This is a genomic window from Brevundimonas sp. (genome assembly GCF_041911375.1).
In the GTDB taxonomy this organism is placed as follows: Bacteria; Pseudomonadota; Alphaproteobacteria; order Caulobacterales; family Caulobacteraceae; genus Brevundimonas.
Window position 1 is genome coordinate 1 of the sequence record NZ_JAYRPA010000035.1, and the last position, 23,808, is coordinate 23,808.

Below are 23,808 nucleotides of genomic sequence, written 5' to 3' on the forward strand. Positions count from 1 at the left end.
CCGGCGACAACGCCGAGCTGAACGTCGAGCTGATCACCCCGATCGCCATGGACCAGGGCCTGCGCTTCGCCATCCGTGAAGGCGGCCGCACCGTCGGCGCCGGCGTCGTGGCCAAGATCATCGAGTAATCGACGATCGCCGATTTCGGCCTGTCGCGCTCACGCGCGGTTCGAGGCCGAGACTGGATCACGTGACAGAGCGGCCCCCGGAGAAATCCGGGGGCCGCTTCTGCGTTTGCACGGGCGTAGCGTCGCGAAGGAAACCTCCGGGACCTTCGACGTTATTCCCGTCTCCGGAACAGCAAAGGTTTTCGATGCGCCTGATCGCCCTGATCGCTGTCCTGTTCGGGTTGGCGGCCTGCGCCACCCACCCCGGCAAGGTCGATCATGTCCGCTTCGCCGCCGACGCCCGGCCGGCATCGGCTCGAACCCAGGCCGGGGTGCTGCGCGGGGTCGAGGGGGACGGTGTCAGGGCCTTCCTGGGCGTGCCTTTCGCCCGGCCGCCGGTCGGCGAACGACGCTGGCGCGCGCCCGAGCCGGCCGAGCCCTGGAGCGGGGTCCGGGATGCGACCCGCATCGGGGCCGACTGCACCCAGGCGATCGGGCGACGCGCCATCCTGGGCGGCGGCGGGGGGATCGTGGTCGGTTCCGAGGACTGCCTTTACCTGAACGTCTATGCGCCGGCGGGCGAAGGCGGGGCGAAACCGGTGATGGTCTATGTGCCCGGCGGCGCCTTCACCGTGGGAAGCGGGGCCAACTACGACCCGACGCGGCTGGCGCGCGAGCAGGACCGCGTTGTGGTCACGCTCAACTACCGGCTGGGCGCGCTGGGTTGGCTGGCGCATCCAGGATTTCAGGCCGATGGAGAAGGCTTCGGCGGCAACTTCGGGCTAATGGACCAGCTGGCCGCGCTGAAGTGGGCGCGTGAAAACATCGGCGCGTTTGGCGGCGATCCTGCTGATGTCACCCTGTTCGCCGAGAGCGCCGGGGCGTGGACGGCGTGCTACCTGATGACGGCGCCCGCCGCGCGGGGCCTGTTCCAACGCGTGATCCTGCAAAGCGGCGGATGCCTGGAGCCCTCGTCGCTGGTCAGCGCGCAGGCGGCGGCCGAAAGCGGTCCGGCGTTCGCCGCGCGCCTGGGCTGCGAGGGCGAAGACGCCGTTGACTGCCTGCGGGCGCTGCCGGCGTGGCGGCTGTCGCGGGCGGCCTCGCTGCGGGCCGGCATCAACGGGCCGGGTTCGTGGGGGCCGGTGCACACCGATGCGACCGTGCCCGAAAGCCCCGCAGTGGCGATCGCCGAGGGGAGGTTCACCCGCGTACCGGCGATCATCGGCACGAACCTGGACGAGGGGCGGCTGTTCGCCAACGAGGTGAAGGATCTGGATCGCTACCAGAAAGAGACCGTCTGGATGTACGGCGACGTGGGTCCGCGCGTGCTGGAGCGGTATCCGGTCGGCGAGGACGGGCCCGCCTACGCCATCGCCGCCAACTTCACGGCCCAGCGCTTCGCCTGTCCGTCCCAGGCGCTGCGGCGGCAAATGTCGAAGTATGCGCCGGTCTGGGCCTATGAGTTCGCGGACCGCGACGCCCCGTTCCGGCTTCCGGTCTGGCTGGTCGGGCTGGACCTGGGCGCCTATCACGCCAGCGAGCTGGCCTATGTCTTCGGAACCAGCTGGGTGTTCGCCGACCCAGCGCGGTTCACGCCCGAACAGGCGGCGCTGTCGGCGCGCATGCGCGGGCTGTGGGCCGATTTCGGGCACAGGGATTTCGGCGCAGACTGGCCCCGCATCGAAGACGCGGGGCCAGTTCGCGTGTTCGCTCCAGAGGGCGACCGGCTGGACCGGACCTTCTTCGAGCGGCACCAGTGCGCCTTCTGGGACGGCACGCCGTTCGGGGCGGTCGCGCCCTAGACCGACCCGACGCGGGGTCAGGCTTTAGAGAAAGCGGACCGTGACGCCGGGCTTGACCATGTCGGCCAGTTCCCAGGCGTCCCAGTTGGTTAGGCGGACGCAGCCGTGTGACTGGGTCTTGCCGATCGTGGCCGGCTCCGGCGCGCCGTGAATGCCGTAGCTGGGCTTGTTCAGGTCGATCCACACGACCCCGACCGGATTGTTCGGACCCGGCTTGACCACGATCTTGCGACTGACATCGCCGTAGCTGAGCTTGTCGGGATCGTAGGTGTAGTCAGGATTGCGGGCGACGCCGTTGACCTTGACCGTGCCGGTCGGCGTCGGATTGTCGCCGCTGCCGATGGTGGCGGGATAGTAGGCGAGCAGTCGGCCGTCGGCGGCGAACGCCCGGACCGAGCCCTCGGCCTTGTCGACATCGATACGGTCGACGTCAGCGGGCAGGGGCGTGTTGTCGACGGCGGGGACGAGCAGCTTCTGGCCCACGCGGGTGAAGTCCGCGTTCGGGTTCATGGCGCGCAGCAGAGGCTCCGTGACGTGGAATCGCTCGGCCAGGGCCTCGACGACATTGGCGTAGCCCATGTGCGGCGCTTCGCCCTGGGCTTCCAGCTCGGTCGGGACGGCGCCCAGATAGGGGCCGGCGACATCCTGTGCGGTGATCTCGTAGGTCGAGGTGACCGCGCCGGTCCCGCCCGCGCGCAGGCGCGCCATGACCTCGGCGTCCAGCTCGCCGTCGACGGGCAGGTCGTTGGCCTTCTCGAAGGCGGCCACGGCCTGGCGCATGTTCGAGCCGGCCAGGCCGTCGATGGCGCCGGGCGAGAAGCGGGCCCGCTCAAGCAGGACCTGGGCGCGGATCAGGGCTGGGTCGGGCTGCGCCGGCGCGGTGGGCGCGGCGCCATCGGCCTGCTGAGACGCCGATGCGGACGCGGCCGGCGCGTAGGCGGTGTTCTCGATGGCGTCGCGAGACAGCGGGCCGGTCTGGCCCGCTTCTTCCGGCGCGGGCGGCGTAGGAGCGGGCGGGCTGCAGGCGGCAAGCGAAAGGGCGGTCACGCCGGCGAGGAAGACGGAACGATGGGACATGCAAACTCTTGAAGGCTGAGGCGAACGGCGATGCGGCGGATAGGGCGTCAGTTCTCTTCGCCGGTCGCCGGATCCGTGGCGGTTTCGCCCGAGTTGCTGGAGCCCTCGGAACCGCGCGGCTCGGTGGCCGGCCGGGGCGGTTCGCCCTCATGGGCGGGCGTGCGCTGGTTCTCGTTCTCGACCTTGCGGTTGTCGGGGCGATCTTCGGGCCGGGGGTCGGTCATCGTGGTGTCTCGCAGCGGAGCAGGAGCGTCCGCCTGTCCCTAACGCGGGCGGAGCGACACGGCTCCGTGAACGGAAGTTCACCATGACCATGAACCGTGCCGAAACAGCGCAGAGGGCAATGTCGGGGGCGGAACGGTCCTTGCTTGCCGAGGACCGCATGAGGACTTCCATGGCCGAAATGCTGCAGGTCGAGATCGTGAAGGCGCAGGCCCTGGGCGCCGCCGACGTCGCCCTGTGGCGCCAATGGTCGACGACCAATCCGGCGCTGAGCAGCCCCTATTTCCGCTGGGACTACACCGAGGTCGCGTCGCGGGTCTGTCCTGGGGCCGCAGTGGCGGTGTTCCGGCGCGGGCAGGAAACGGTCGGCTTCTTCCCCCATCAGCGGCGCGGCGGAGCGGTACAGCCGCTGGGCGCGCCGATGAACGACTATCACGGCGTGATCGCCCCGACGGGCGGCGACATCGGCCTGGAAGAGGTCGCGCGCCTGCTGAAGGCGCGGCGGCTGAACGTGCCAGGCTGGATCGGCGCGGCCGAGAGCGGCGAGCCCCGGATGACGGTGCAGGCGGCCCTGCCCGACGAAGGCTTCGACGGCTGGTACGCCGAGCGCCGCAGCACCTTCGGCAAGTTCTTCAAGGACAAGGAGCGGGCAAGACGCAGCCTGGAGACCGAGCTGGGCCCGATCACGGTCGCGCATGGCCTGCGAGATCCGGTGCTGCTGGATCACCTGATCGACTTGAAGGCGGCTCAGTATCGACGCTCGGGCCTGCACGACATCTTCGCCTGCGGCTGGACACGGGACCTGCTGCACGCGCTGATGCGGGAGGATCGCCCCGACTTCGGCGCCTCTCTGGCGACCATGCATGGCGGCGACCGGCTGACCGCGATCGAGTTCTCGCTGCACGCCGGGCGGCATTACCATTTCTGGTTCCCGGCCTATGAGCCCAGCCTGGCGCGCTGCTCGCCGGGCATCCTGCTGAGCATGGACACCATGCGGCTGGCAGGCGCCGACGGGTTCCGGGTGTTCGATTTCGGCTTCGAGGGCGAGCACTACAAGAAGTACTTCGTCAACGCGCGCCAGACGGTGCGCGAGGCCGTGGTGATGCGGCCCGGGCTGACCAGCCTGGCGACCGACGCCATGGTCGGCGCGCTGGACCGCGCCGGGGGACGGGGGGAAGCGATCCGCGCCTCGCTGCGGCGACGCTGGGCGACCATCGAGGCCTGCGAAGACACGGCCGCCGGACGGCTGCGGGGCGCCGCCGTCGCGGCCCGCTCTGCGGCCGCCAAGATCGCCGTCCGACGCAAGACGCCTGCGCGCGTCGCGCACGCCTGAGGAAGGCTCAATGACCCACCGCCGCACCCGCTATCCAGGCCCGATCGCCGAGGCCCGGCAGCATCCACACACCCTGGTCGATCAGGGCTTCGCCGAGGACGCGGCGCTGGCGGCGGTGCTGGACCGCTATCCGGCGGACCTCTTCGACATCAATCTGTACGACTACGACGCCGAGGGGCAGGTCTCGCTGCGGACCGGGGCGCGGGGCAGGCTGTCGGGCGAGGACCTGCTTGAGGCGATCAAGCAGGGGCGACTGTGGGTGAACCTGCGCCAGGTCGAGACCGGCTGGCCCGAACTGTGGGCCGCCGCCATGGCGGACTTCGCAAAGATCCAGGCGGCGTATCCGGGGATGCGGGCGGTGAAGACTGCGGGCCAGCTGATCCTGTCGTCGCCCAAGGCGCGGGTGCCCTATCATTTCGACGCCGCGGGGGTCGTGCTGTTCCACATGCGGGGACGCAAGCGGCTGTTCATCTATCCGGGCGACGAGCAGCATCTGCCTGAACGCAACATGGAGCAGGTGGTCGCGCGGCAGACGACGGAGGAACTGCCCTATGTGCTGGCGTTCGAGGGCGACGCGCAGGTCATGGACCTGGAGCCCGGGCAGGCGCTGACGTGGCCCTTGTACGCGCCGCATCGGGTGGAGAACCTGGACCGGTTCTGCGTCAGCCTGTCGATGGACTTTCAGACCTGGCCGTCGCGGTTCAGAAACGGGGCGCTGTTCACCAATGCGGTGATCCGCAGTCGGGGCGGCCAGCCCCGGTTCACCGACGGCATGTCCACGCCGGAACTGGCCGCGCGGTGGGCGGCGTCGCTGGCGCTGAAGCGCGCCGGGGCCATGAAGAGCCGGATCGCCAAGTTCGAGCGCGACTTCGAGCCAGAGGTCGGCGCCGCCGACGGCGCCGGCCTTCTGACCCGGTGACGGCGCGTTAATTCGAGTTCATGACCTCGAGTTAAAATGACTTCGTACGGGCCGTGACGCACCTTTCCCACACATTCGGGAAAGGGAGAGCCTCATGAAATCCGCACTGTTCGCCGCCGCATCCGCCGCCCTGGTCGCCGCCTGCGCCGCGGCGCCGGCGATGGCCGACGAGGTCGAGATCCGCAACGCGGTCGCCCGCGTCATCGTCATCGTCGAGGACCGCAGCGACGTCGGTGTCGAGGTCACCCAAGGGAATTCACGCCTGCCGCGCATCGACGTGCAGCGCCGTGGCGGGGAAGTCCGCATCGACGGCGGCCTGCGCCGCGGCGGCGTGTTCGGGAGCAGCGACGGCATCCGCAACTGCAGCAGCGGACCCGCCAATGCGCGCCAGCCCGGCGAGGGCGCGGTGGTCGAGGTGCGCGACCTGGGCCGCATCCGGCTGGAAGACGCCCCGCTGATCGTGCTGCGGACGCCCCGCGACGTGGACGTCAGCGCCGGGGGGGCGGTCTATGGGGCGGTCGGACGCGGCGCGCGCTCGGTCGAACTCGGCAGCGGCGGGTGCGGCGACTGGACCGTGGCCAACACCGACGGCGCGGTGGCGCTGAGCGTTGGCGGATCCGGTTCGATCCGGGCCGGAACCTCGCGGTCGCTGGACGCCAAGGTCGGCGGGTCCGGCTCGATCTCGGCCGGCGCGACCCGCGACCTGGACGCCGCCGTCGGCGGTTCGGGCAGCATCCTGGTGGCGCGGGTCGATGGAGACGGCGACATCTCCATCGGCGGCTCGGGCGACGTGACCGTCCGTGACGGCCGGATGAATGAGCTTTCGGTGGCGATCGGCGGGTCGGGCGATGTGCGCTACGGCGGCGCAACCCGCGATCTGAACGTGGCCATCGCCGGTTCCGGCGACGTCAACATCGGCGCCGCGACCGGCCAGGTGTCCCGAACGGTGGTGGGTTCGGGATCCGTGAACATCGGGCGCTAGACCCGAGTCTCTCCGCCGCGAGAGGAAGGCCCCCGGTCGTGGAACCCCGGGGGCCTTTTCTTGTGCGCGCCGCAGATCGGACAAACGAAAACCCCGGCGGATCGCTCCGCCGGGGCCGTGACATTTCAGGTTGGCTTAGCCGAGTCTTACAGGCCGCCCAGGACGCTCGCGATCGACGAGACGTTCAGGCCGGCGCCGGCGCGGTCGCGGGCCTGCAGGCCGCCGCCGAAGCTGTAGCGGACGCCCAACGACCAGGTGTCGACGTCGATCGACTCGATGTCGGCGCGGGTGTAGCCGGCGGCCACCGAGAACGGGGTGCCGGTGAACTCGTACTCGCCGCCCACGCCGTAGGTCCAGGTGTCGACGTCGCCCAGGTTCGCATCGACGTTGTTGTAGCTGACGCCGGCGTTCAGGCGCAGGTTCGGCGTCACGTAGAAGGCCGCGTCGCCGCCGACGGTCCAGATGTCGGCGTCCAGGTCATCGGCCGAGGTGTAGGCGACCAGACCGGTCAGGGTCGAGCCGGCCAGGTACTTCTGGGCTTCGGCACCGACGGTGTAGACGGTGTCGCCCGAGCCGATGCCGTTTCCGGCCACGAAGCCGCCGACGCGAACGTCGCCAGCGACCATGGTGGTCAGGTGGGCGGCGGCGGCGCCGGTGGTGTCGTCTTCACCGAAGGCCTTGGCGTAGTCGATGGCGCCGTTGAAGGTGACGGTCCAGTTGTTGGCCGGGATGGCGACCGTGCCGTCCACGGTCCAGACGTCGGCGTCGAAGTCCTCGCCGGCGATTTCGACCGACGGGTTGGAGTAGGTCAGGCCGACCGAACCGATGGCGTCCTGGGCCAGCGCCGGGGCGGCGAACAGGGCGGCCGCGGCGGCCGAAGCGAGAAAGAGCGTCTTCATTTTTCTGTTTCCTAGCAGTCTTGACCCTGAGTGGGGGCTCAGGGGAGGGCGCTGCTAACAGCATCCGGACGAAGCTGAGCATTAAACCGCTGTTAGACGACGGGCTGTCGCACGATTGTTGCGTAACTGTCACGCATTGTGGCGCGGCTGTGTCACAGTTGGGGAGGCTGTGGGGCGGATCGGTTAAGGGGCGGCAATGTCGGCGAATCCCGTGCCCGAACCTGCGGGCCGATTCTGCTCGGGGGGGAGGGCGCGGATGCGGCGTGCGAACCCATCGCCTTTTCTCCGCGCCTAATAAGAGAAGGCACATCATCGACCTGGCGTCATTGGAACGCTGCGCCGTGGAGATCGAGCCGTGGACGGAGGCGCTGCGGATCGGCGAAGGACGGCGCTCCGCATCAGAACCGTTCGTCAGGGGCGCGATCTACGAAGCGGATAAGCGGCCCCCATCGCGGGCTGACGAAATCCTGTCTGAGCCCTGGCTTCACCGCTTGACGAAATCGGAATCGATAGGCATAAGCCGCCACTCTTGTTGGACCGGCTGTGCACTTCGGTGCAGACGCGGTTCGCAGGAACGACCTAAGTACCTGTTCTTTGCAGCTTCTTGGGACTTCACGGCCTTCGCGGGCAACTGCGTGGGCCGATCGTTTTTGCGGATTGCGTACCCTGAGGGCCTCGTGCCCGAAGGCCTTCGGTCTTTGAAATGGTTCACAGGGACGCGGTCCTCCGACCGCATTGGAAGTAAGCACCGATATGGATCAAAGCATCCGCATCAGGCTCAAGGCCTTTGATCACCGCGTCCTCGACTTTTCGACGCGCGAGATCGTCAACACCGCCAAGCGCACCGGCGCGACCGTTCGCGGTCCGATTCCGCTGCCGACCCTGATCGAAAAGTTCACCGTGAACCGCTCGCCGCACGTCGACAAGAAGTCGCGCGAGCAGTTTGAAATCCGCACGCACAAACGCGTGCTCGACATTGTCGACCCCACCCCGCAGACCGTGGACGCGCTGATGAAGCTCGACCTGTCCGCCGGCGTGGACGTCGAGATCAAGATCTAAAGAAGAAAGAGGCGGGATCCGATGCGCACGGGCGTGATCGCCAAGAAGCTGGGCATGACCCGCGTGTTCGCCGATGACGGCGCGCACGTTCCGGTCACTGTGCTGCAGCTCGACGGCTGCCAAGTCGTCGGCCAACGTACCCAGGAGCGTGACGGCTACGTCGCGCTTCAGCTGGGCGCTGGCGTCAAGAAGGCCAAGAACACGGCCAAGGCTCAACGCGAAGTCTTCGCGAAGGCCGAGGTCGAGCCGAAGGCCTATGTCACCGAGTTCCGCGTTGATGCGGACGGTCTGCTGGACGTGGGCGCCGAGCTCACCGCCGAGCACTTCCTGGTCGGCCAGAAGGTCGACATTCAGGGCGAGACCATCGGTAAAGGTTTCGCCGGCGCCATGAAGCGCTGGAACTTCGGCGGTCTGCGCGCCACCCACGGCGTGTCGGTCTCGCACCGCTCGCACGGTTCGACGGGTAACCGTCAGGACCCGGGTCGTACGTTCCCCGGCAAGAAGATGGCCGGTCACTACGGGACCGAAACCGTCACCACCCAGAACCTGACCGTCGTCCGCGTGGACGCCGAGCGTGGCCTGATCCTGATCAAGGGCGCTGTCCCGGGTCACGACGGCAGCTACGTCAAGGTTCGCGACGCCATCAAGAAGGCCCGTCCGGCCGACGCCCCGTTCCCGGGCGCGATCAAGTCGAACAAGACGGCTGCTGCTCAACCCGCCTCGACCCCGGCTGAAGAAGCCCCGGCCGAAGCGACCGAAGGCGGTGAAGCGTAATGAAACTCTCTGTCATCAAGCTCGACGGCAAGGCCGCCGGTGACGTGGACCTGTCGGACGCCGTCTTCGGCATTGCCGACATCCGCGGCGACCTGCTGGCCCGCACCGTCAACTGGCAACTGGCCAAGCGCCGCGCCGGCACCCACAAGGTTCAAACCCGCAACGAGAACTCTCGTACGGGCAAGAAGATGTACAAGCAGAAGGGCACCGGCGGCGCTCGTCACGGTTCGCGCCGTGCGCCGCAGTTCGTCGGCGGTTCGCGCGCCTTCGGTCCGGTCGTCCGCGACCACGGCTTCTCGCTGCCGAAGAAGATCCGCGCCCTGGCCCTGCGTCACGCCCTGTCCTCCAAGGCGAAGTCCGGCGACCTGATCGTCGTCGACAGCGTCTCGGTCAAGGAAGCCAAGACGGCCTCGCTGCGCGAGACCTTCGGCAAGCTGGGCTGGACCAAGGCCCTGATCATCGCGGGTCCGGAAGTCGACACGAACTTCGGCCTGGCCGCTCGCAACATCCCGCACATCGACGTGCTGCCGAACGCCGGCCTGAACGTCTACGACATCCTGCGGGCCGACAAGCTGGTGCTGACCAAGGCCGCCGTCGAGGCGATCGAAGCCCGCTTCAGCGACAAGGAAGCCGCGTAATGGCCGCTCAACCTACCGCCAAGCACTACGACACCATCCTGGCTCCGGTGATCACCGAGAAGGCCACGATCCTGTCCGAGCAGAACAAGGTCGTCTTCCGCGTCGCCGAAACGGCGACCAAGGACGAGATCGCCGCGGCGGTCGAAAGCCTGTTCAAAGTCAACGTCCTGAAGGTCAACACCCTGGTCCAAAAGGGCAAGACCAAGCGCTTCCGGGGTATCCTGGGCCGCCGGGTCGACATCAAAAAAGCGATCGTGACGCTGGCCGACGGCCAGTCGATCGACGTCACCACGGGGCTCTGATCAGATGGCCTTGAAAACCTACAATCCGACTTCGCCGGGCCGTCGCGCCCTCGTGCTGGTCGACCGTTCGGAACTGCACAAGGGCCGTCCGGAAAAGTCGCTGACCGAAGGCCTGACCAAGTCGGGCGGACGTGGTCAGGGCGGTCGCATCGCGGTCCGCTTCCGCGGCGGCGGCGCCAAGACCCTGTACCGCAAGATCGACTTCAAGCGTCGCAAGTGGGACATGGTCGGCACGGTCGAGCGTCTGGAATACGACCCGAACCGCACGGCCTTCATCGCGCTCGTGACCTACGAGGACGGCGAGAAGACCTACATCATCGCGCCGCAGCGCCTTAAGGCTGGCGACACCATCGTCGCGGGCGAAAAGACCGACGTGAAGCCGGGCAACGCCATGCCGCTCCGTTCGATGCCGGTGGGTACGATCATCCACAACATCGAGATGAAGCCGGGCAAGGGCGCCCAGCTGGCCCGTTCGGCCGGCGCCTACGCCCAGCTGGTCGGCCGCGATCAGGGTTACGCCCAGATCCGTCTCGGCTCGGGCGAGCTGCGCATGGTCCTGGACGGCTGCATCGCCACGGTGGGCGCGGTTTCGAACCCCGACCACATGAACCAGAACCTCGGCAAGGCCGGCCGCAAGCGTCACATGGGCTTCCGCCCGCACGTCCGCGGCGTGGCCATGAACCCGATCGACCACCCGCACGGTGGTGGTGAAGGCCGGACCTCTGGCGGTCGCACCCCGGTCACCCCGTGGGGCAAGGACACCAAGGGCACTCGTACCCGCAAGAACAAGGCGACGGACAAGTTCATCATCCGTAGCCGCCACGTGAAGAAGGCTCGCTAAGAATGGCCCGCTCCTCCTGGAAAGGCCCGTTTGTCGACGGGTATCTGCTCAAGAAGGCCGACGCCGTTCAATCGTCGGGCCGCAAGGACGTGATCAAGACCTGGTCGCGCCGCTCCACCATCCTGCCGCAGTTCGTCGGTCTGACGTTCGGCGTCCACAACGGTCAGAAGCACGTGCCCGTGTCGGTCTCGGAAGAGATGGTCGGCATGAAGCTCGGCGAGTTTGCCCCGACCCGGAACTTCCCGGGCCACGCGGCGGACAAGAAGGCCAAGAGGAAGTAAGATGGCCCAGACCAAGAACCCCCGTCGGGTCGCGCCGACCGAGGCCCGCGCCAAGCTGGTCAACGTCCGCATCAGCCCCCAGAAGCTGAACCTGGTCGCCGCATCGATCCGCGGCATGCCGGTCCAGAAGGCGCTGAACGAGCTGGAATTCAGCCGCAAGCGCATCGCTGGCGACGTCCGCAAGGTCCTGTATTCGGCCGTGTCGAACGCCGAGAACAACCACAACCTCGACATCGACAACCTGGTCGTCGCCGAGGCCTTCGTGGGCAAGAACCTGGTGATGAAGCGTTTCGCGAGCCGCGCTCGTGGTCGCTCGTCGCGCATCCTGAAACCGTTCAGCGAGATCACGATCGTGGTCCGTGAAGCCGGCGAGGCCGCCTGATGGGACAGAAAATCAATCCGGTCGGTCTGCGCCTCGGCGTGAACCGCACGTGGGACAGCCGCTGGTTCGCCGGCGGCGCCGACTACGCCCGCCTGCTGCACCAGGACCTGAAGCTGCGCGAGTGGCTGAAGGAACGCCTGGCGGCCGCCGGCGTGTCGCGCATCATCATCGAGCGCCCGCACAAGAAGTGCCGCATCACCATCTACGCCGCCCGTCCGGGCGTCGTGATCGGCAAGAAGGGCGCTGACATCGAGAAGCTCCGCAAGGACATCTCGGCCCAGACCGAAGGCGAAGTTCACCTGAACATCGTCGAAGTCCGCAAGCCGGAAACCGACGCGCAGCTGATCGCCGAGAACATCGCTCAGCAGCTGGAGCGCCGCGTGGCCTTCCGTCGCGCGATGAAGCGTTCGATCCAGTCGGCCATGCGCCTGGGCGCCAAGGGCATCCGGATGAACGTCTCGGGTCGTCTGGGCGGCGCCGAAATCGCGCGGATGGAGTGGTATCGCGAAGGCCGCGTGCCGCTGCACACCCTGCGCGCCGACATCGACTACGGCTTCTACGAAGCCAAGACGACCTACGGCATCATCGGCATCAAGGTCTGGGTCTTCAAGGGCGAAGTCCTCGAGCACGATCCGATGGCCCAGGACAAGCGCTGGGCCCAGGAAGCCTCGGGTCCGTCCTCGAACGAAGGCCGCGAACGCGGCGGCCCCCGTGGCGACCGCGGTCCGCGTCGCGACCGGGGACGTGAGAACTAAGTCATGTTGCAACCGAAGAAGACCAAGTACCGCAAGGCCTTCAAGGGCCGCATCCACGGCTCGGCCAAGGGCGGCTTCTCGCTGAACTTCGGCTCGTATGGTCTGAAGACCATGGAGCCGGAGCGCATCACGGCGCGTCAGATCGAAGCGGCCCGCCGCGCGATCACTCGCCAGATGAAGCGTCAGGGCCGGGTGTGGATCCGCGTGTTCCCCGACCTGCCCGTCACCGGCAAGCCGGCCGAAGTCCGCATGGGCAAGGGCAAGGGCGCGGTGGACCACTGGGCCGCTCGCGTGGCTCCGGGCCGCATCATGTTCGAAATCGACGGCGTGCCGGACGACGTGGCTCGTGAGGCGCTGCGTCTGGGCGCCGCCAAGCTGCCGGTCCGCACCAAGGTGGTCACCCGCCTCGACGCCGGCATCGTCACGGAGCAAGCCGCCTAATGACCAAGATCGCCGATCTCCGGTCGCAGACCACCGACCAGCTGTCCGACGAGCTGCTGAAGCTCAAGAAGGAACAGTTCAACCTGCGCTTCCAGGCCGCCACCGGCCAGATGGAAAAGACCCATCGCGTTTCGGAAGTGCGCAAGGACATCGCCCGTATCTCGACGCTTCTGCGCGAGAAGCGTGCGGCCTCGTAAGGAAACGAAGATGCCCAAGCGAATTCTCGAAGGCGTGGTCGTGTCCGACAAGGGCGAGAAGACCGTCGTCGTCAAGGTGGAGCGCACCCTGCTTCACCCCGTTCTGAAGAAGACCGTGCGTCTTTCGAAGAAGTATCACGCGCACGACGAAGCCAACGCGCTCAAGGTCGGCGACGTCGCTCGCATCGTCGAGTGCGCCCCCAAGTCCAAGCTGAAGCGTTGGGAAGTTCTTTCCCCCGCATCGGCGTCGTAATCAGAAGGATCTGATCTTATGATCCAGATGCAAACTAACCTGGAAGTGGCCGATAATTCGGGCGCCCGCCGGGTCATGTGCATCAAGGTGTTGGGCGGCTCCAAGCGCCGCTACGCCTCGATCGGCGACACCATCGTCGCCTCCGTCAAGGAAGCCATCCCGCGTGGCCGCGTGAAGAAGGGCGACGTCGTTCGCGCCATCGTCGTGCGCACCGCCAAGGACATCCAGCGCAAGGACGGCTCGGTCATCCGCTTCGACAAGTCGGCCGCGGTCATCGTCAACAAGCAGAACGAGCCGGTCGGTACGCGGATCTTCGGCCCGGTTCCCCGTGAACTGCGCGCCAAGAACCACATGAAGATCATCTCGCTGGCTCCGGAGGTCCTGTAACATGGCCGCCAAGATCAAGAAGGGCGACCGCGTCGTCGTCCTGACCGGCAAGGACAAGGGCCGCACGGGCAACGTGCTGAAGGTCCTGCCCGCCGAAAACCGCGTCCTCGTCGAAGGCGTCAACATGGTTCAGCGCCACACGCGTCCGAGCCAGGCTGACCCGCAAGGCGGCATCAAGAACAAGGAAGCCTCGCTTCACCTGTCGAACGTCGCGATCGCCGACGCCAACGGCAAGGCGACCCGCGTCGGCTTCAAGATCGATGGGGACAAGAAGGTCCGCATCGCCAAGACGACGGGAGACGTCATCTGATGGCTACCGAGACCTACACCCCCCGCCTCAAGGGCGAGTACCAGGCGCGCATCCGCCAGGTGATGAAGGAAAAGTTCGGCTACACGAACGAAATGCAGGTGCCCAAGCTGGACAAGATCGTCCTGAACATGGGCATCGGCGAAGCCGTCGCGGACTCCAAGAAGGCGAACGCCGCCCTCAAGGATCTGACCGCCATCGCCGGTCAGAAGGCCGTCGCCACCAAGGCCCGTAACTCCATCGCCGGCTTCAAGCTGCGCGAAGGCATGGTCATCGGCGGCAAGGTGACGCTGCGCGGCGACCAGATGTACGAGTTCCTGGACCGGTTCATCACGATCGCGCTGCCGCGCGTGAAGGATTTCCGGGGTCTGAAGGGCACGTCCTTCGACGGTCGCGGCAACTACGCCACCGGTCTGAAGGAGCACATCGTGTTCCCCGAGATCAACTACGACCAGATCGACCAGATGTGGGGCATGGACATTGTCGTCTGCACCACGGCCAAGACCGACGAGGAAGCCAAGGCTCTCCTGGTCGAGTTCAAGTTCCCGTTCGTGAACTGAGCGGGAAGGGAAGAGATCAATGGCTAAGAAAAGCGCCGTAAACCGCAACGAAGCCGTCAAGGCCCTGGTTGCGAAGTATGCCGCAAAGCGCGCCGCCCTGAAGGCGACCGCGAACGATGAGAGCCTGCCGCTGGAGGAGCGCTTCGACGCGCGCCTGAAGCTGGCGGCTCTGCCGCGCAACTCCGCGCCGACCCGCATTCGCAACCGCTGCGAAGTGACCGGTCGTCCGCGTGCGTTCTATCGCAAGCTCAAGATGAGCCGTATCGCCCTGCGTGAACTCGGCAACCAGGGCCAGATCCCTGGCCTGACGAAGTCGAGCTGGTAAGGGGAGCGAACAGACATGATGATCAACGATCCCCTGAGCGACATGATCGCTCGCATCAAGAACGCGGCGACCCGCAAGCGTTCCAAGGTGCTGACCCCGGCCTCGCGTCTGCGCCAGCGCGTCCTCGACGTGCTGCAGGACGAAGGCTACATCCGCGGCTACAACCTGGTTCAGAACCCGGGTGAGTTTCCGCAGTTCGAGATCGAGCTGAAGTACTTCGACGGCCAGCCCGTCATCGCCGAGATCAGCCGCGTGTCCAAGCCGGGCCGTCGGGTCTATTCGGCGATCGGCGATCTGAAGCCGGTCAAGAACGGCCTCGGCATCTCGATCCTTTCGACTTCGAAGGGCGTCATGTCCGACGCCGCCGCGCGCGACGCCAACGTCGGCGGCGAAGTCCTCTGCAGGGTCTACTGATATGTCCCGTATCGGCAAGAAAACCATCACCGTGCCGAAGGGCGTGACGCTCACGCTCGACGGCCAGAACATCACCGTGAAGGGTCCCAAGGGCGAGCGCGCCTGGACCGTCGCGGAAGAAGTCGAGATCAAGCAGGAAGGCGACGAACTGTCGCTGAGCCCGCGCTCGGACACCCAGCGCGCCCGCGCGATGTGGGGCCTGTCGCGGACCCTGGTCGACAACATGGTCACCGGCGTCACGACCGGCTTCGAGAAGTCGCTGGAACTGGTCGGCGTGGGTTACCGCGCCGCCATGAAGGGCAACGCCCTGTCGCTGCAGCTCGGCTTCTCGCACGAAGTCGACATCGATCCGCCCGCCGGCGTCAGCTTCGCCGTTCCGAAGCAGACCGAGATCAAGATCTCGGGTTCGGACAAGCAGGCCGTCGGCCAGGTCGCCGCGGTGATCCGCAAGCTGCGTCCGCCGGAGCCCTATAAGGGCAAGGGCGTCCGCTACGCCGGCGAGACCGTGCGTCGCAAGGAAGGCAAGAAGAAGTAAGTCATGGCTCTCTCTCTTCGACAACAAGCCAAGCGCCGCGCCGAGCGCACTCGCCGTCGCCTGAAGGCTGTCGCCAACGGTCGTCTGCGTCTGTCGGTGTACCGTTCGGACAAGAACATCTCGGCCCAGATCATCGACGACTCCCAGGGCGTGACGGTCGTGGCCGCCTCGTCGCTGGAAGGCGGCAAGGGCTCCAAGGGTTCGGACATCGCCGCGGCCTCGGCCATCGGCAAGCTGATCGCCGAGCGCGCCATCGAGAAGGGCGTCAAGGACGTCGTCTTCGACCGGGGCGAGTACATCTATCACGGACGGGTGAAGGCGCTGGCGGAAGCCGCGCGTGAAGCCGGCCTGAACTTCTAAGGGACGCGACAGATGGCGCAACAACCCCAACGCGGCGGCGGCGGCAACGATCGCAACCGTCGTGACAACCGCAACGCCCCGCCCGTCGACGGCCCGGATTCGGACATCGTCGAGAAGCTGGTGCACATCAACCGCGTCGCCGCCACCGTGAAGGGCGGCCGCCGGTTCTCGTTCGCGGCCCTGATGGTCGTCGGCGACGGCAAGGGCCGCGTCGGCTTCGGTCACGGCAAGGCGCGCGAAGTGCCGGAAGCCATCCGCAAGGCGACCGAAGAAGCCAAGAAGACCATGATCCGCGTTCCGCTGCGCGAGAACCGCACCCTGCACCACGACGGCAACGGCCGTTGGGGCGCCGGCAAGATCATGATGCGCGCCGCCCCTCCCGGGACCGGCGTCATCGCGGGCGGTCCGATGCGCGCCGTGCTCGAAACCCTCGGCGTCCAGGACGTCGTGGGCAAGTCGACCGGTTCGTCGAACCCCTACAACATGATCCGCGCGACGTTCGAAGCGCTGAAGGTCCAGTCCTCGCCCCGTCAAGTCGCGTCCAAGCGCGGCAAGAAGGTCGCGGATCTGATGGGCCGCCGCAACGACGGCGCCTCGGCGCCGGAAGCCGTGGAGTCCTAAGTCATGGCCACGAACAAGACCGAAGCCAAGACGATCACCGTCAAGCAGACCGGTTCGCCGATCCGCCGCAAGAACGACCAGCGCGCCACCCTGGTGGGCCTGGGCCTCAACCGGATGGGCCGTGAATCCACGCTGGAGGACACGCCGTCGGTTCGCGGGATGATCGCCAAGGTCGCCCACCTGACCGAGATCGTCGAGAAGTAATCGAAAGACTTTCCCTCCCCCTCGGGGGAGGGCAGGTCGCGCAAGCGACCGGGTGGGGGCGGCTCGGCAAGAGCCGCCTTTACTGTTGTCTGGGGAGCCGCTATAGCGCGCGACCTTGAAGTTTCGGGGATGTCTCTCTTGCCGTCCCCACCCGGTCGCTTGGCGACCATCCTTCCCGCACGGGGAGGGCGACTATGGATCAACGCCGAGTCCGGACGAACGTCCGGGCGCTAGAACCCGAAAGGATCAGGCACATGAAACTGAACGAAATCCGCGACAACGAAGGCGCGCACAAGAAGCGCATGCGTGTCGGCCGTGGCCCGGGCTCGGGCAAGGGCAAGACCTCCGGCCGCGGCGTCAAGGGCCAGAAGTCCCGCACCGGCGTCAGCCTGCTGGGCTTCGAAGGCGGCCAGATGCCGCTGTACATGCGCATGCCCAAGCGCGGCTTCAACAACCCGAACGCCCTGAAGCTGGCTGAAGTGAACCTGTGGCGCCTGCAGGACGCGGTCGACGCCGGCAAGCTGGACGCCAAGTCGGAAATCAAGGGCGACGCCCTGGTCGCCGCCGGCGTGATCCGTCGCGTCAAGGACGGCGTGCGTCTGCTGGGCACCGGCGAGGTCAAGGCCAAGCTGAACCTGGTCGTCTGGTCGGCCACGGCCGGCGCCAAGAAGGCCATCGAAGCCGCCGGCGGTTCGGTCGTCGAGCAGCGCATCGAAGCCGAGGCCAAGGCCGCGGCGCGCGTCGAGAAGCGTAACGCCGCCAAGGGCAAGGCTCCGGTCCCCAAGGCTCCGCGTGGCGACGAGAACAAGATCTCGGCCCGCACCAAGCGCTCGGCCGCCAAGGCCTGATCACAAGCGTCGTCGCGGCGTCGGGCCGTGGCTTGATCACATTGCGACGACGAAAGAACGGAAGCGGCCTCGCAAGAGCGCCGCTTTCCGCCTATCTGACGACTCTGTCAGTCGTGGGGACGCATAATGGCTTCGGCCGCTGAACAACTCGCCGCCAATATGAACATGGGCTCGTTCGCGAAAGCGACCGAGCTGCACAAGCGCCTGCTGTTCACGCTGGGCGCGCTGCTGGTTTATCGGATCGGGACCTATGTGCCGATCCCCGGCATCAACTCGCAGGCCTTCCTGCAGTTCTTCCAGAACCCGGACCAGTCGCGCGGCATCCTGGACATGTTCAACATGTTCTCGGGCGGCGCGGTGGAGCGGATGGCCATCTTCGCGCTGAACGTGATGCCCTACATTTCGGCGTCGATCATCGTGCAGCTGATGGGCACGGTGTATCCGCCCTGGGAGAAGCTGAAGAAGGAAGGCGGCGAGAGCGGCCGCAAGCAGCTGAACCAGTACACGCGCTATCTGACGGTGTTCCTGGCCCTGGCGCAGTCCTTCGGCATCGCCGCCGGCCTGAACAGCACCGCCGGCCTGGTCGACAATCCGGGCGTCTTCTTCATCGTCTCGACGGTCGTGACCCTGACCGGCGGCACCATGTTCCTGATGTGGCTGGGCGAGCAGGTGACGGCGCGCGGCGTCGGCAACGGCATCTCGCTGATTATCTTCGCCGGCATCGTGGCGGTTCTGCCGTCGACGGTGGCGCGCCTGCTGGGCCTGGCCCAGCAGGGCCAGATGTCGGCCTTCGCCCTGCTGTTCATCGCCGTCTTGGCGGTGGCCACGGTCGTTTTCATCGTCTTCATGGAACGCGCCCAGCGCCGCCTGCTGATTCAGTATCCGAAGCGCCAGGAAGGCAACCGCATGGCCGGGGGCGAGCGCTCGTTCCTGCCGCTGAAGGTCAACACCGCCGGCGTCATTCCGCCGATCTTCGCCTCGTCGCTGCTGATGCTGCCGACGACGGTGGCGACCATGACGGCCAACGCCGACCTGCCGCCGTGGATGAGCTGGCTGCCGCTGGTGACGGCGCAGCTGACGCACGGCCAGCCGTTGTTCATGGCGCTGTACGCCGCCCTGATCATCTTCTTCTGCTTCTTCTACACCTCGATCACCTTCAACCCGGAGGACACGGCCGAGAACCTGCGCAAGTACGGCGGCTTCCTTCCGGGCATCCGGCCGGGCAAGCGCACGGCGGAGTATCTGGACTATGTCCTGACCCGTCTGACGGTGATCGGCGCCGCCTACATCACCGCCGTCTGCCTGCTGCCCGAGTTCATGGTCGCCCAGATGGGCAACAGCCTGTACTTCGGCGGAACGTCTATCTTGATCGTGGTTTCGGTGACGATGGACACTGTCGCCCAGATCCAGTCGCAACTGCTGGCGCACCAGTACGAGGGGCTGATCAAGAAGGCGAAGCTGCGCGGACGCGGCGGTCGCGGCGCGCCTACGCCGGTTCGCCGCTGAATGATGGACTTGAACGCCTGGGGGAGGGCTGACGCGTGAACTTGATCCTGTTCGGACCGCCGGCGGCGGGCAAGGGGACGCAGGCCAAGCGGCTGGTGGAAGAGAAGGGCATGGTCCAGCTCTCCACCGGCGACATGCTGCGCGCCGCCATCGCCTCGGGCTCGGACCTGGGCCTGAAGGTCAAGGACGTGCTGGCCCGCGGGGATCTGGTCACCGACGAGATCGTCATCGCCCTGATCGAGGATCGCCTGCCGGAAGCCGAGGCCGCCGGCGGCGCCATCTTCGACGGCTTTCCCCGCACCGTGGCCCAGGCCGAGGCCCTGGACGCCATGCTTGAGAAGCGCGGCGCCCAGATCGACGCCGTGGTCCGGCTGAAGGTTGACGACGCCGCCTTGACGGAACGGATCGCAAAGCGGTTCGCCGAACAGGGCCGGCCCGACGACAATCCCGAGTCGTTCAAGGTCCGTCTCGAGGCGTACAACCGCAACACGGCGCCGTTGCTTCCCTATTACGAAGCCCAGGGCAAGCTGACCGAGGCTGACGGCATGGGCTCCATCGAGTCCGTGGCCAAGGCCATCGACGAGGCCCTGGCCTGATTTGCGGTTTCGGGCGTTGATCGCCTGATGACCGACCAGACCGAACCCGATCCCGAGAAGGCCCGCCTGCGACGCTGGCGCATGGCGGGCGTTTTCGTCGCCGTCGCCGTCGCTGAGATCGGCCTGTTCCTGCTGCTGGGACAGGTGAGGGGGCCGGTTCAGACGCCGGTGGCCGAGCCGCCGCCGTTCGAGGTCGTGCTCTACGATCCTCCGCCGCCCATCTCTGACGAGCCGCCGGCCCCTGAGGCCGGAGGCGGGGCGCCCGCCGCGCCCTCGGTCGTTCATACGCCTCCGCCTCCGCCCAGAGAGCGCCCGCGTGAAATTCCTGCGCCGCCCGTCAAGGCGCCCGAGCCTGCGCCTGTCGTCGGTGTCGCCCCCGTACCGTCGCCCCAGCCGGGTTTCGGCGAAGGCGGGCAGGGGACTGGCGCCGGTTCGGGGGTTGGATCGGGATCCGGCCCCGGCAGCGGATCGACGGGTCCGCGCCTGGTTACCGGCCCCACGATCGGCCAGATCCGCGCCAACCACCCGTCGCGCGCCCGCAGCCGCTATGGTCGGGTCGAACTGTCATGCGTCATTCGCCTGGACAGCCGGCTGGACGAATGCCGGGTGGTGGACGAGACGCCGCCGGGCCTGGGCTTTGGGGCCGCGGGCCTTCAGGTCGCCGGCTATTTCCGGTTTCAGCCGCCGACCGAGGACGGCAGGCCGGTCGCGGGTCAGCGGGTCACGGTCGGCGTGGACTTCGGCAATCGCCCGCGGTGACGGCCCGCCAGCCGTTGACGGCCGGTGAATCATCTGTATAAGGGCGCCTTCCCGCGAAGGGCGCCACGCTCCAGGTCTGTTGACCGGAGCGTTTGTTGCGTCGGACTAACGCGTATCTGGAGAATTTCGTGGCCCGTATTGCTGGCGTCAACATCCCGACCAACAAGCGCGTTGAAATCGCGCTTCAGTACATCCACGGCATCGGCCCCGCCGCCGCCAAGGACATCACCGGCAAGGTCGGCATCGAGCCGGCGCGCCGCGTGAACCAGCTGACGGACGCCGAAGTCCTGCAGATCCGCGAGACGATCGACAAGGATCACACCGTCGAGGGCGACCTGCGCCGCGAGACCTCGATGAACATCAAGCGTCTGATGGACCTGGCCTGCTACCGCGGCCTGCGTCACCGCAAGGGCCTGCCGGTCCGCGGCCAGCGCACGCACACCAACGCCCGCACCCGCAAGGGTCCGGCCAAGCCGATCGCCGGCAAGAAGAAGTAAGAGAGAGCTGATCGATGGCCAAGGAACCGGGTCGCGTAAAGCGCCGCGAACGCAAGAACATCACGTCGGGCGTCGCCCACGTGAACGCCAGCTTCAACAACACCATGGTGACCATCACCGACGCGCAAGGAAATGCGATTTCCTGGTCGTCGGCCGGTCACATGGGCTTCAAGGGTTCGCGTAAGTCGACCCCGTACGCGGCCCAGATGGCGGCGGAAGACGCCGGCAAGAAGGCCCAGGAACACGGCGTGAAGACGCTGGAAGTGAACGTCTCGGGTCCGGGTTCCGGCCGTGAGTCGGCTCTGCGCGCCCTGCAGTCGGTCGGCCTGACGATCACGACCATTCGTGACGTCACCCCCATGCCGCACAACGGTTGCCGTCCGCCGAAGCGCCGCCGCGTCTAATCGCGACGACGCCTGAAGCACCCCCATCTCCGTCGGCTCCACATGGCCTCGTCGACAAGGCCGGAGCCGACGAAACCCGTTCGAGGGACAAAATGATCGAAAGAAACTGGCAAGAGCTGATCCGTCCCGAGAAGCCGCAGATCGAGACCGGTTCCGACGCCCAACGCAAGGCGCGTCTGGTGGCCGAACCTCTGGAGCGCGGCTTCGGTGTGACGCTCGGCAACGCGCTTCGTCGCGTTCTGCTGTCCTCGCTGCAAGGCGCGGCGGTGACCGCCATCCAGATCGACGGCGTGGTTCACGAATTCTCGTCGCTGGAAGGCGTTCGTGAAGACGTCGTGGACATCGTCCTGAACATCAAGCAACTGGCCCTTCGCATGCATGCCGAAGGTCCGAAGCGCATGACCCTGCGCGCCACGGGCCCCGGCCCGGTGACCGCCGGTCAGATCGACGTTCCGGCCGACATCGAGGTGCTGAACCCCGATCACGTCATCTGCACGCTGGACGACGGCGCTTCCGTGCGCATGGAACTGACCGTCCAGAACGGCAAGGGCTATGTCGCGGCCGAGTTCAACCGTCCGGAGGACGCGCCGATCGGCCTGATCGCCGTCGACGCCCTGTATTCGCCGGTCAAGCGCGTGGCCTATCGGGTCGAGCCGACCCGCCAGGGCCAGTCGCTGGACTATGACAAGCTGCTGCTCGAGGTCGAAACCAACGGCGCGGTCAGCCCCGTGGACGCCGTGGCCTACGCCGCGCGCATCCTGCAGGACCAACTGCAGATCTTCATCACCTTCGAGGAGCCGACCAAGGCGGTCGAAGCCTCGGAAGGCAAGCCGGACCTGCCGTTCAATCCGGCCCTGCTGAAGAAGGTCGACGAACTGGAGCTGTCGGTCCGTTCGGCCAACTGCCTGAAGAACGACAACATCGTCTATATCGGCGACCTGATCCAGAAGACCGAGGGCGAAATGCTTCGCACCCCGAACTTCGGCCGCAAGTCGCTGAACGAGATCAAGGAAGTTCTCGCGACGATGGGCCTCAGCCTCGGCATGGACGTGCCGAACTGGCCGCCCGAAAACATCGAAGATCTGGCCAAGAAGTTCGACGACCAGATCTAAGTTCAACCCTCCGCCCGTCTCCTCCTTGGAGAATGTCGGGGCGGTTAGAAGGATACGGGCCTAGGTCTCCCTCGAGGAGATACCGGGACCGGAGTAGGAGAGACCCCGATGCGCCACGGCGCCGCCTATCGTAAGCTCGGTCGCACGACCAGCCACCGCACCGCGATGTTCGCCAACATGGCCGCGTCGCTGATCAAGCACGAGCAGATCACCACGACCCTGCCCAAGGCCAAGGAACTGCGCCCCTTCGTCGAGAAGCTGGTGACCCTGGCCAAGAAGGGCGATCTGCACGCCCGTCGTCAGGCCATCAGCCACGTCCGCGACGTGCCGCAAGTCGGCAAGCTGTTTGAAACGCTCGGCCCGCGCTACGCCGAACGTAACGGCGGCTACATCCGCATCATGAAGGCCGGGTTCCGCCACGGCGACAACGCGCCGATGGCCGTGATCGAGTTCGTCGATCGCGACGTCGAAGCCAAGGGCAAGGACTCCGGTCCGGTCCAGTCGTTCGACGAAGCCGAAGACTAGGTATCGATCTCTCGAGATCAAAACGCCGGAAGGGCGGTCGGAGTGATCCGGCCGCCCTTTTGCTTTGCCGACGGGTGCGCCATTAAGCGCGCATGAGCGTCGCCATTGTTGATTTTCGTCCCGATCATGCGCCCGCCTGGGCCGGCCTGAACCGCGCCTGGCTGGCGGAAGGCGGCTTCGAGATCGAAGCCAAGGATCTGAAGGCCATCGACGATCCGCACGGGGCCTTCCTGGTCGGCGGCGGGCGTATATTCATCGCCGAGCGGGACGGCGAGGCCCTCGGTTGTTGCGCCCTGATCCGCATCGAAGACGGCTTCGAGGTGTCGAAGATGACCGTCACGCCCGCCGCTCGCGGGCTGGGGCTGGCCCGTCGCCTTCTGGAGACCTGCGAGGCCGCGGCGCGGCAGGCCGGGGCCTTGCGGCTTTATCTGGAGACCAACAGCGCGCTGAAGCCCGCCATCGCCCTGTACGAAAGCGCCGGCTTCGTCCATCTGCCGCCGCGGCCGACGCCGTATGCGCGCGCGGACGTGTTCATGGAGAAGCGCCTCTAACCCGCCAGGACGGCGCCCAGGGCCGTCGCCCAT

General features: G+C 66.9%; 35 protein-coding genes and 2 pseudogenes. 34 read left to right on the top strand and 3 right to left on the bottom strand.

Annotated elements, in window-relative coordinates:
- Together tuf and ACE3PU_RS06920 are read left to right on the top strand one after the other, a co-directional pair.
- Positions 1 to 128: pseudogene (gene tuf / locus ACE3PU_RS06915) on the top strand (elongation factor Tu); the annotation flags it as partial.
- Positions 129 to 313: 185 nt separating this feature from the next.
- The gene (locus tag ACE3PU_RS06920; protein ID WP_374388045.1) at positions 314 to 1,909 is read left to right on the top strand and encodes a carboxylesterase/lipase family protein; all 1,596 of its coding nucleotides are present in this window, start codon (positions 314 to 316) and stop codon (positions 1,907 to 1,909) included.
- Positions 1,910 to 1,933: 24 nt separating this feature from the next.
- On the opposite strand, the gene ACE3PU_RS06925 is transcribed toward ACE3PU_RS06920, so the two are convergent.
- Together ACE3PU_RS06925 and ACE3PU_RS06930 are read right to left on the bottom strand one after the other, a co-directional pair.
- Positions 1,934 to 2,986: a L,D-transpeptidase gene (locus ACE3PU_RS06925; RefSeq protein ID WP_374388047.1), complete on the bottom strand. Its 1,053-nt coding sequence runs from the start codon at positions 2,984 to 2,986 to the stop codon at positions 1,934 to 1,936.
- A 47-nt stretch (positions 2,987 to 3,033) separates the two neighbouring features.
- Positions 3,034 to 3,210: a hypothetical protein gene (locus tag ACE3PU_RS06930; protein WP_374388049.1), complete on the bottom strand. Its 177-nt coding sequence runs from the start codon at positions 3,208 to 3,210 to the stop codon at positions 3,034 to 3,036.
- 170 nt (positions 3,211 to 3,380) lie between these two features.
- Between ACE3PU_RS06930 and ACE3PU_RS06935 the strand changes: the two genes are divergently transcribed.
- The 3 genes from ACE3PU_RS06935 (at position 3,381) to ACE3PU_RS06945 (ending at position 6,442) form a co-directional block, all read left to right on the top strand.
- Positions 3,381 to 4,541 carry a GNAT family N-acetyltransferase gene (locus ACE3PU_RS06935; protein ID WP_374388051.1) on the top strand — a complete coding sequence of 387 codons (1,161 nt, stop codon included), beginning with the start codon at positions 3,381 to 3,383 and terminating at the stop codon, positions 4,539 to 4,541.
- A gap of 10 nt (positions 4,542 to 4,551) precedes the next feature.
- Positions 4,552 to 5,460 (top strand): transcriptional regulator, encoded by a 909-nt coding sequence (locus tag ACE3PU_RS06940; protein WP_374388053.1) that lies wholly within the window; start codon positions 4,552 to 4,554, stop codon positions 5,458 to 5,460.
- A 94-nt stretch (positions 5,461 to 5,554) separates the two neighbouring features.
- Positions 5,555 to 6,442 (top strand): GIN domain-containing protein, encoded by an 888-nt coding sequence (locus tag ACE3PU_RS06945; protein WP_374388055.1) that lies wholly within the window; start codon positions 5,555 to 5,557, stop codon positions 6,440 to 6,442.
- Between the two features lie 146 nt (positions 6,443 to 6,588).
- Here the strand turns inward: ACE3PU_RS06945 and ACE3PU_RS06950 are convergent, their stop codons facing one another.
- Positions 6,589 to 7,341, bottom strand: coding sequence for an outer membrane beta-barrel protein (locus ACE3PU_RS06950; RefSeq protein ID WP_374388057.1), 753 nt, complete (start codon positions 7,339 to 7,341; stop codon positions 6,589 to 6,591).
- Positions 7,342 to 8,094: 753 nt separating this feature from the next.
- Here ACE3PU_RS06950 and rpsJ point away from each other — a divergent pair.
- From rpsJ to ACE3PU_RS07095, 29 genes and pseudogenes are all read left to right on the top strand, one after another.
- A complete protein-coding gene (rpsJ, locus tag ACE3PU_RS06955; RefSeq protein ID WP_003164367.1) occupies positions 8,095 to 8,400 on the top strand; it encodes a 30S ribosomal protein S10 in 306 nt (101 codons plus the stop codon).
- Positions 8,401 to 8,421: 21 nt separating this feature from the next.
- Positions 8,422 to 9,174, top strand: a complete 753-nt coding sequence (gene rplC, locus ACE3PU_RS06960) for a 50S ribosomal protein L3 (protein WP_374388060.1) — start codon at positions 8,422 to 8,424, stop codon at positions 9,172 to 9,174.
- Positions 9,174 to 9,812 (top strand): 50S ribosomal protein L4, encoded by a 639-nt coding sequence (gene rplD / locus ACE3PU_RS06965; RefSeq protein WP_374388062.1) that lies wholly within the window; start codon positions 9,174 to 9,176, stop codon positions 9,810 to 9,812. Before rplC ends, rplD begins: the two co-directional genes overlap by 1 nt.
- Positions 9,812 to 10,114 carry a 50S ribosomal protein L23 gene (locus ACE3PU_RS06970; protein WP_374388064.1) on the top strand — a complete coding sequence of 101 codons (303 nt, stop codon included), beginning with the start codon at positions 9,812 to 9,814 and terminating at the stop codon, positions 10,112 to 10,114. Before rplD ends, ACE3PU_RS06970 begins: the two co-directional genes overlap by 1 nt.
- Before the next feature lie 4 nt (positions 10,115 to 10,118).
- Positions 10,119 to 10,955 carry a 50S ribosomal protein L2 gene (gene rplB, locus ACE3PU_RS06975; protein ID WP_374388066.1) on the top strand — a complete coding sequence of 279 codons (837 nt, stop codon included), beginning with the start codon at positions 10,119 to 10,121 and terminating at the stop codon, positions 10,953 to 10,955.
- Positions 10,956 to 10,957: 2 nt separating this feature from the next.
- A complete protein-coding gene (gene rpsS, locus ACE3PU_RS06980; RefSeq protein ID WP_017506055.1) occupies positions 10,958 to 11,236 on the top strand; it encodes a 30S ribosomal protein S19 in 279 nt (92 codons plus the stop codon).
- 1 nt (position 11,237) lies between these two features.
- Positions 11,238 to 11,618, top strand: coding sequence for a 50S ribosomal protein L22 (gene rplV, locus ACE3PU_RS06985; protein WP_374388068.1), 381 nt, complete (start codon positions 11,238 to 11,240; stop codon positions 11,616 to 11,618).
- Positions 11,618 to 12,373, top strand: a complete 756-nt coding sequence (rpsC, locus tag ACE3PU_RS06990) for a 30S ribosomal protein S3 (protein ID WP_374388070.1) — start codon at positions 11,618 to 11,620, stop codon at positions 12,371 to 12,373. Before rplV ends, rpsC begins: the two co-directional genes overlap by 1 nt.
- 3 nt (positions 12,374 to 12,376) lie before the next feature.
- A complete protein-coding gene (rplP, locus tag ACE3PU_RS06995) occupies positions 12,377 to 12,814 on the top strand; it encodes a 50S ribosomal protein L16 (protein WP_201100518.1) in 438 nt (145 codons plus the stop codon).
- Positions 12,814 to 13,011, top strand: coding sequence for a 50S ribosomal protein L29 (gene rpmC, locus ACE3PU_RS07000; RefSeq protein WP_374388073.1), 198 nt, complete (start codon positions 12,814 to 12,816; stop codon positions 13,009 to 13,011). The genes rplP and rpmC overlap by 1 nt, the downstream gene beginning before the upstream one ends.
- 10 nt (positions 13,012 to 13,021) lie before the next feature.
- Positions 13,022 to 13,264, top strand: coding sequence for a 30S ribosomal protein S17 (rpsQ, locus tag ACE3PU_RS07005; protein WP_219895809.1), 243 nt, complete (start codon positions 13,022 to 13,024; stop codon positions 13,262 to 13,264).
- 18 nt (positions 13,265 to 13,282) lie between these two features.
- Positions 13,283 to 13,651 carry a 50S ribosomal protein L14 gene (gene rplN, locus ACE3PU_RS07010; protein ID WP_003164378.1) on the top strand — a complete coding sequence of 123 codons (369 nt, stop codon included), beginning with the start codon at positions 13,283 to 13,285 and terminating at the stop codon, positions 13,649 to 13,651.
- 1 nt (position 13,652) lies between these two features.
- Positions 13,653 to 13,961 carry a 50S ribosomal protein L24 gene (rplX, locus tag ACE3PU_RS07015; RefSeq protein WP_374388076.1) on the top strand — a complete coding sequence of 103 codons (309 nt, stop codon included), beginning with the start codon at positions 13,653 to 13,655 and terminating at the stop codon, positions 13,959 to 13,961.
- On the top strand, positions 13,961 to 14,518 hold the full coding sequence (gene rplE, locus ACE3PU_RS07020; RefSeq protein WP_249750396.1) for a 50S ribosomal protein L5: 558 nt from the start codon (positions 13,961 to 13,963) through the stop codon (positions 14,516 to 14,518). The genes rplX and rplE overlap by 1 nt, the downstream gene beginning before the upstream one ends.
- 19 nt (positions 14,519 to 14,537) lie before the next feature.
- Positions 14,538 to 14,843 carry a 30S ribosomal protein S14 gene (gene rpsN, locus ACE3PU_RS07025; RefSeq protein ID WP_374388079.1) on the top strand — a complete coding sequence of 102 codons (306 nt, stop codon included), beginning with the start codon at positions 14,538 to 14,540 and terminating at the stop codon, positions 14,841 to 14,843.
- 15 nt (positions 14,844 to 14,858) lie between these two features.
- Positions 14,859 to 15,257: a 30S ribosomal protein S8 gene (gene rpsH / locus ACE3PU_RS07030; protein WP_374388082.1), complete on the top strand. Its 399-nt coding sequence runs from the start codon at positions 14,859 to 14,861 to the stop codon at positions 15,255 to 15,257.
- Between the two features lies 1 nt (position 15,258).
- A complete protein-coding gene (gene rplF / locus ACE3PU_RS07035; protein ID WP_374388084.1) occupies positions 15,259 to 15,792 on the top strand; it encodes a 50S ribosomal protein L6 in 534 nt (177 codons plus the stop codon).
- A gap of 3 nt (positions 15,793 to 15,795) precedes the next feature.
- Positions 15,796 to 16,152, top strand: coding sequence for a 50S ribosomal protein L18 (rplR, locus tag ACE3PU_RS07040; protein ID WP_374388086.1), 357 nt, complete (start codon positions 15,796 to 15,798; stop codon positions 16,150 to 16,152).
- 12 nt (positions 16,153 to 16,164) lie between these two features.
- Entirely contained in the window at positions 16,165 to 16,773 is a 609-nt protein-coding gene (gene rpsE / locus ACE3PU_RS07045) for a 30S ribosomal protein S5 (protein WP_374388088.1), read from the top strand.
- A 3-nt stretch (positions 16,774 to 16,776) separates the two neighbouring features.
- Complete coding sequence (gene rpmD / locus ACE3PU_RS07050) at positions 16,777 to 16,977, top strand: 50S ribosomal protein L30 (protein ID WP_374388091.1); 201 nt, start codon at positions 16,777 to 16,779, stop codon at positions 16,975 to 16,977.
- A gap of 254 nt (positions 16,978 to 17,231) precedes the next feature.
- A pseudogene (gene rplO / locus ACE3PU_RS07055) lies at positions 17,232 to 17,687 on the top strand (50S ribosomal protein L15); the annotation flags it as partial.
- 264 nt (positions 17,688 to 17,951) lie between these two features.
- Positions 17,952 to 19,331, top strand: a complete 1,380-nt coding sequence (secY, locus tag ACE3PU_RS07060; protein ID WP_374388093.1) for a preprotein translocase subunit SecY — start codon at positions 17,952 to 17,954, stop codon at positions 19,329 to 19,331.
- Positions 19,332 to 19,366: 35 nt separating this feature from the next.
- The gene (locus tag ACE3PU_RS07065; RefSeq protein WP_374388095.1) at positions 19,367 to 19,927 is read left to right on the top strand and encodes an adenylate kinase; all 561 of its coding nucleotides are present in this window, start codon (positions 19,367 to 19,369) and stop codon (positions 19,925 to 19,927) included.
- Between the two features lie 27 nt (positions 19,928 to 19,954).
- The gene (locus tag ACE3PU_RS07070) at positions 19,955 to 20,686 is read left to right on the top strand and encodes an energy transducer TonB (RefSeq protein WP_374388097.1); all 732 of its coding nucleotides are present in this window, start codon (positions 19,955 to 19,957) and stop codon (positions 20,684 to 20,686) included.
- Positions 20,687 to 20,814: 128 nt separating this feature from the next.
- On the top strand, positions 20,815 to 21,183 hold the full coding sequence (rpsM, locus tag ACE3PU_RS07075; RefSeq protein WP_343792843.1) for a 30S ribosomal protein S13: 369 nt from the start codon (positions 20,815 to 20,817) through the stop codon (positions 21,181 to 21,183).
- A 14-nt stretch (positions 21,184 to 21,197) separates the two neighbouring features.
- Entirely contained in the window at positions 21,198 to 21,587 is a 390-nt protein-coding gene (gene rpsK / locus ACE3PU_RS07080) for a 30S ribosomal protein S11 (protein ID WP_201100505.1), read from the top strand.
- A 92-nt stretch (positions 21,588 to 21,679) separates the two neighbouring features.
- Positions 21,680 to 22,699, top strand: coding sequence for a DNA-directed RNA polymerase subunit alpha (locus ACE3PU_RS07085; protein WP_249750407.1), 1,020 nt, complete (start codon positions 21,680 to 21,682; stop codon positions 22,697 to 22,699).
- Between the two features lie 108 nt (positions 22,700 to 22,807).
- Entirely contained in the window at positions 22,808 to 23,224 is a 417-nt protein-coding gene (rplQ, locus tag ACE3PU_RS07090; protein WP_374388101.1) for a 50S ribosomal protein L17, read from the top strand.
- A 92-nt stretch (positions 23,225 to 23,316) separates the two neighbouring features.
- The gene (locus tag ACE3PU_RS07095; RefSeq protein WP_374388103.1) at positions 23,317 to 23,775 is read left to right on the top strand and encodes a GNAT family N-acetyltransferase; all 459 of its coding nucleotides are present in this window, start codon (positions 23,317 to 23,319) and stop codon (positions 23,773 to 23,775) included.
- Positions 23,776 to 23,808 lie beyond the last annotated feature (33 nt).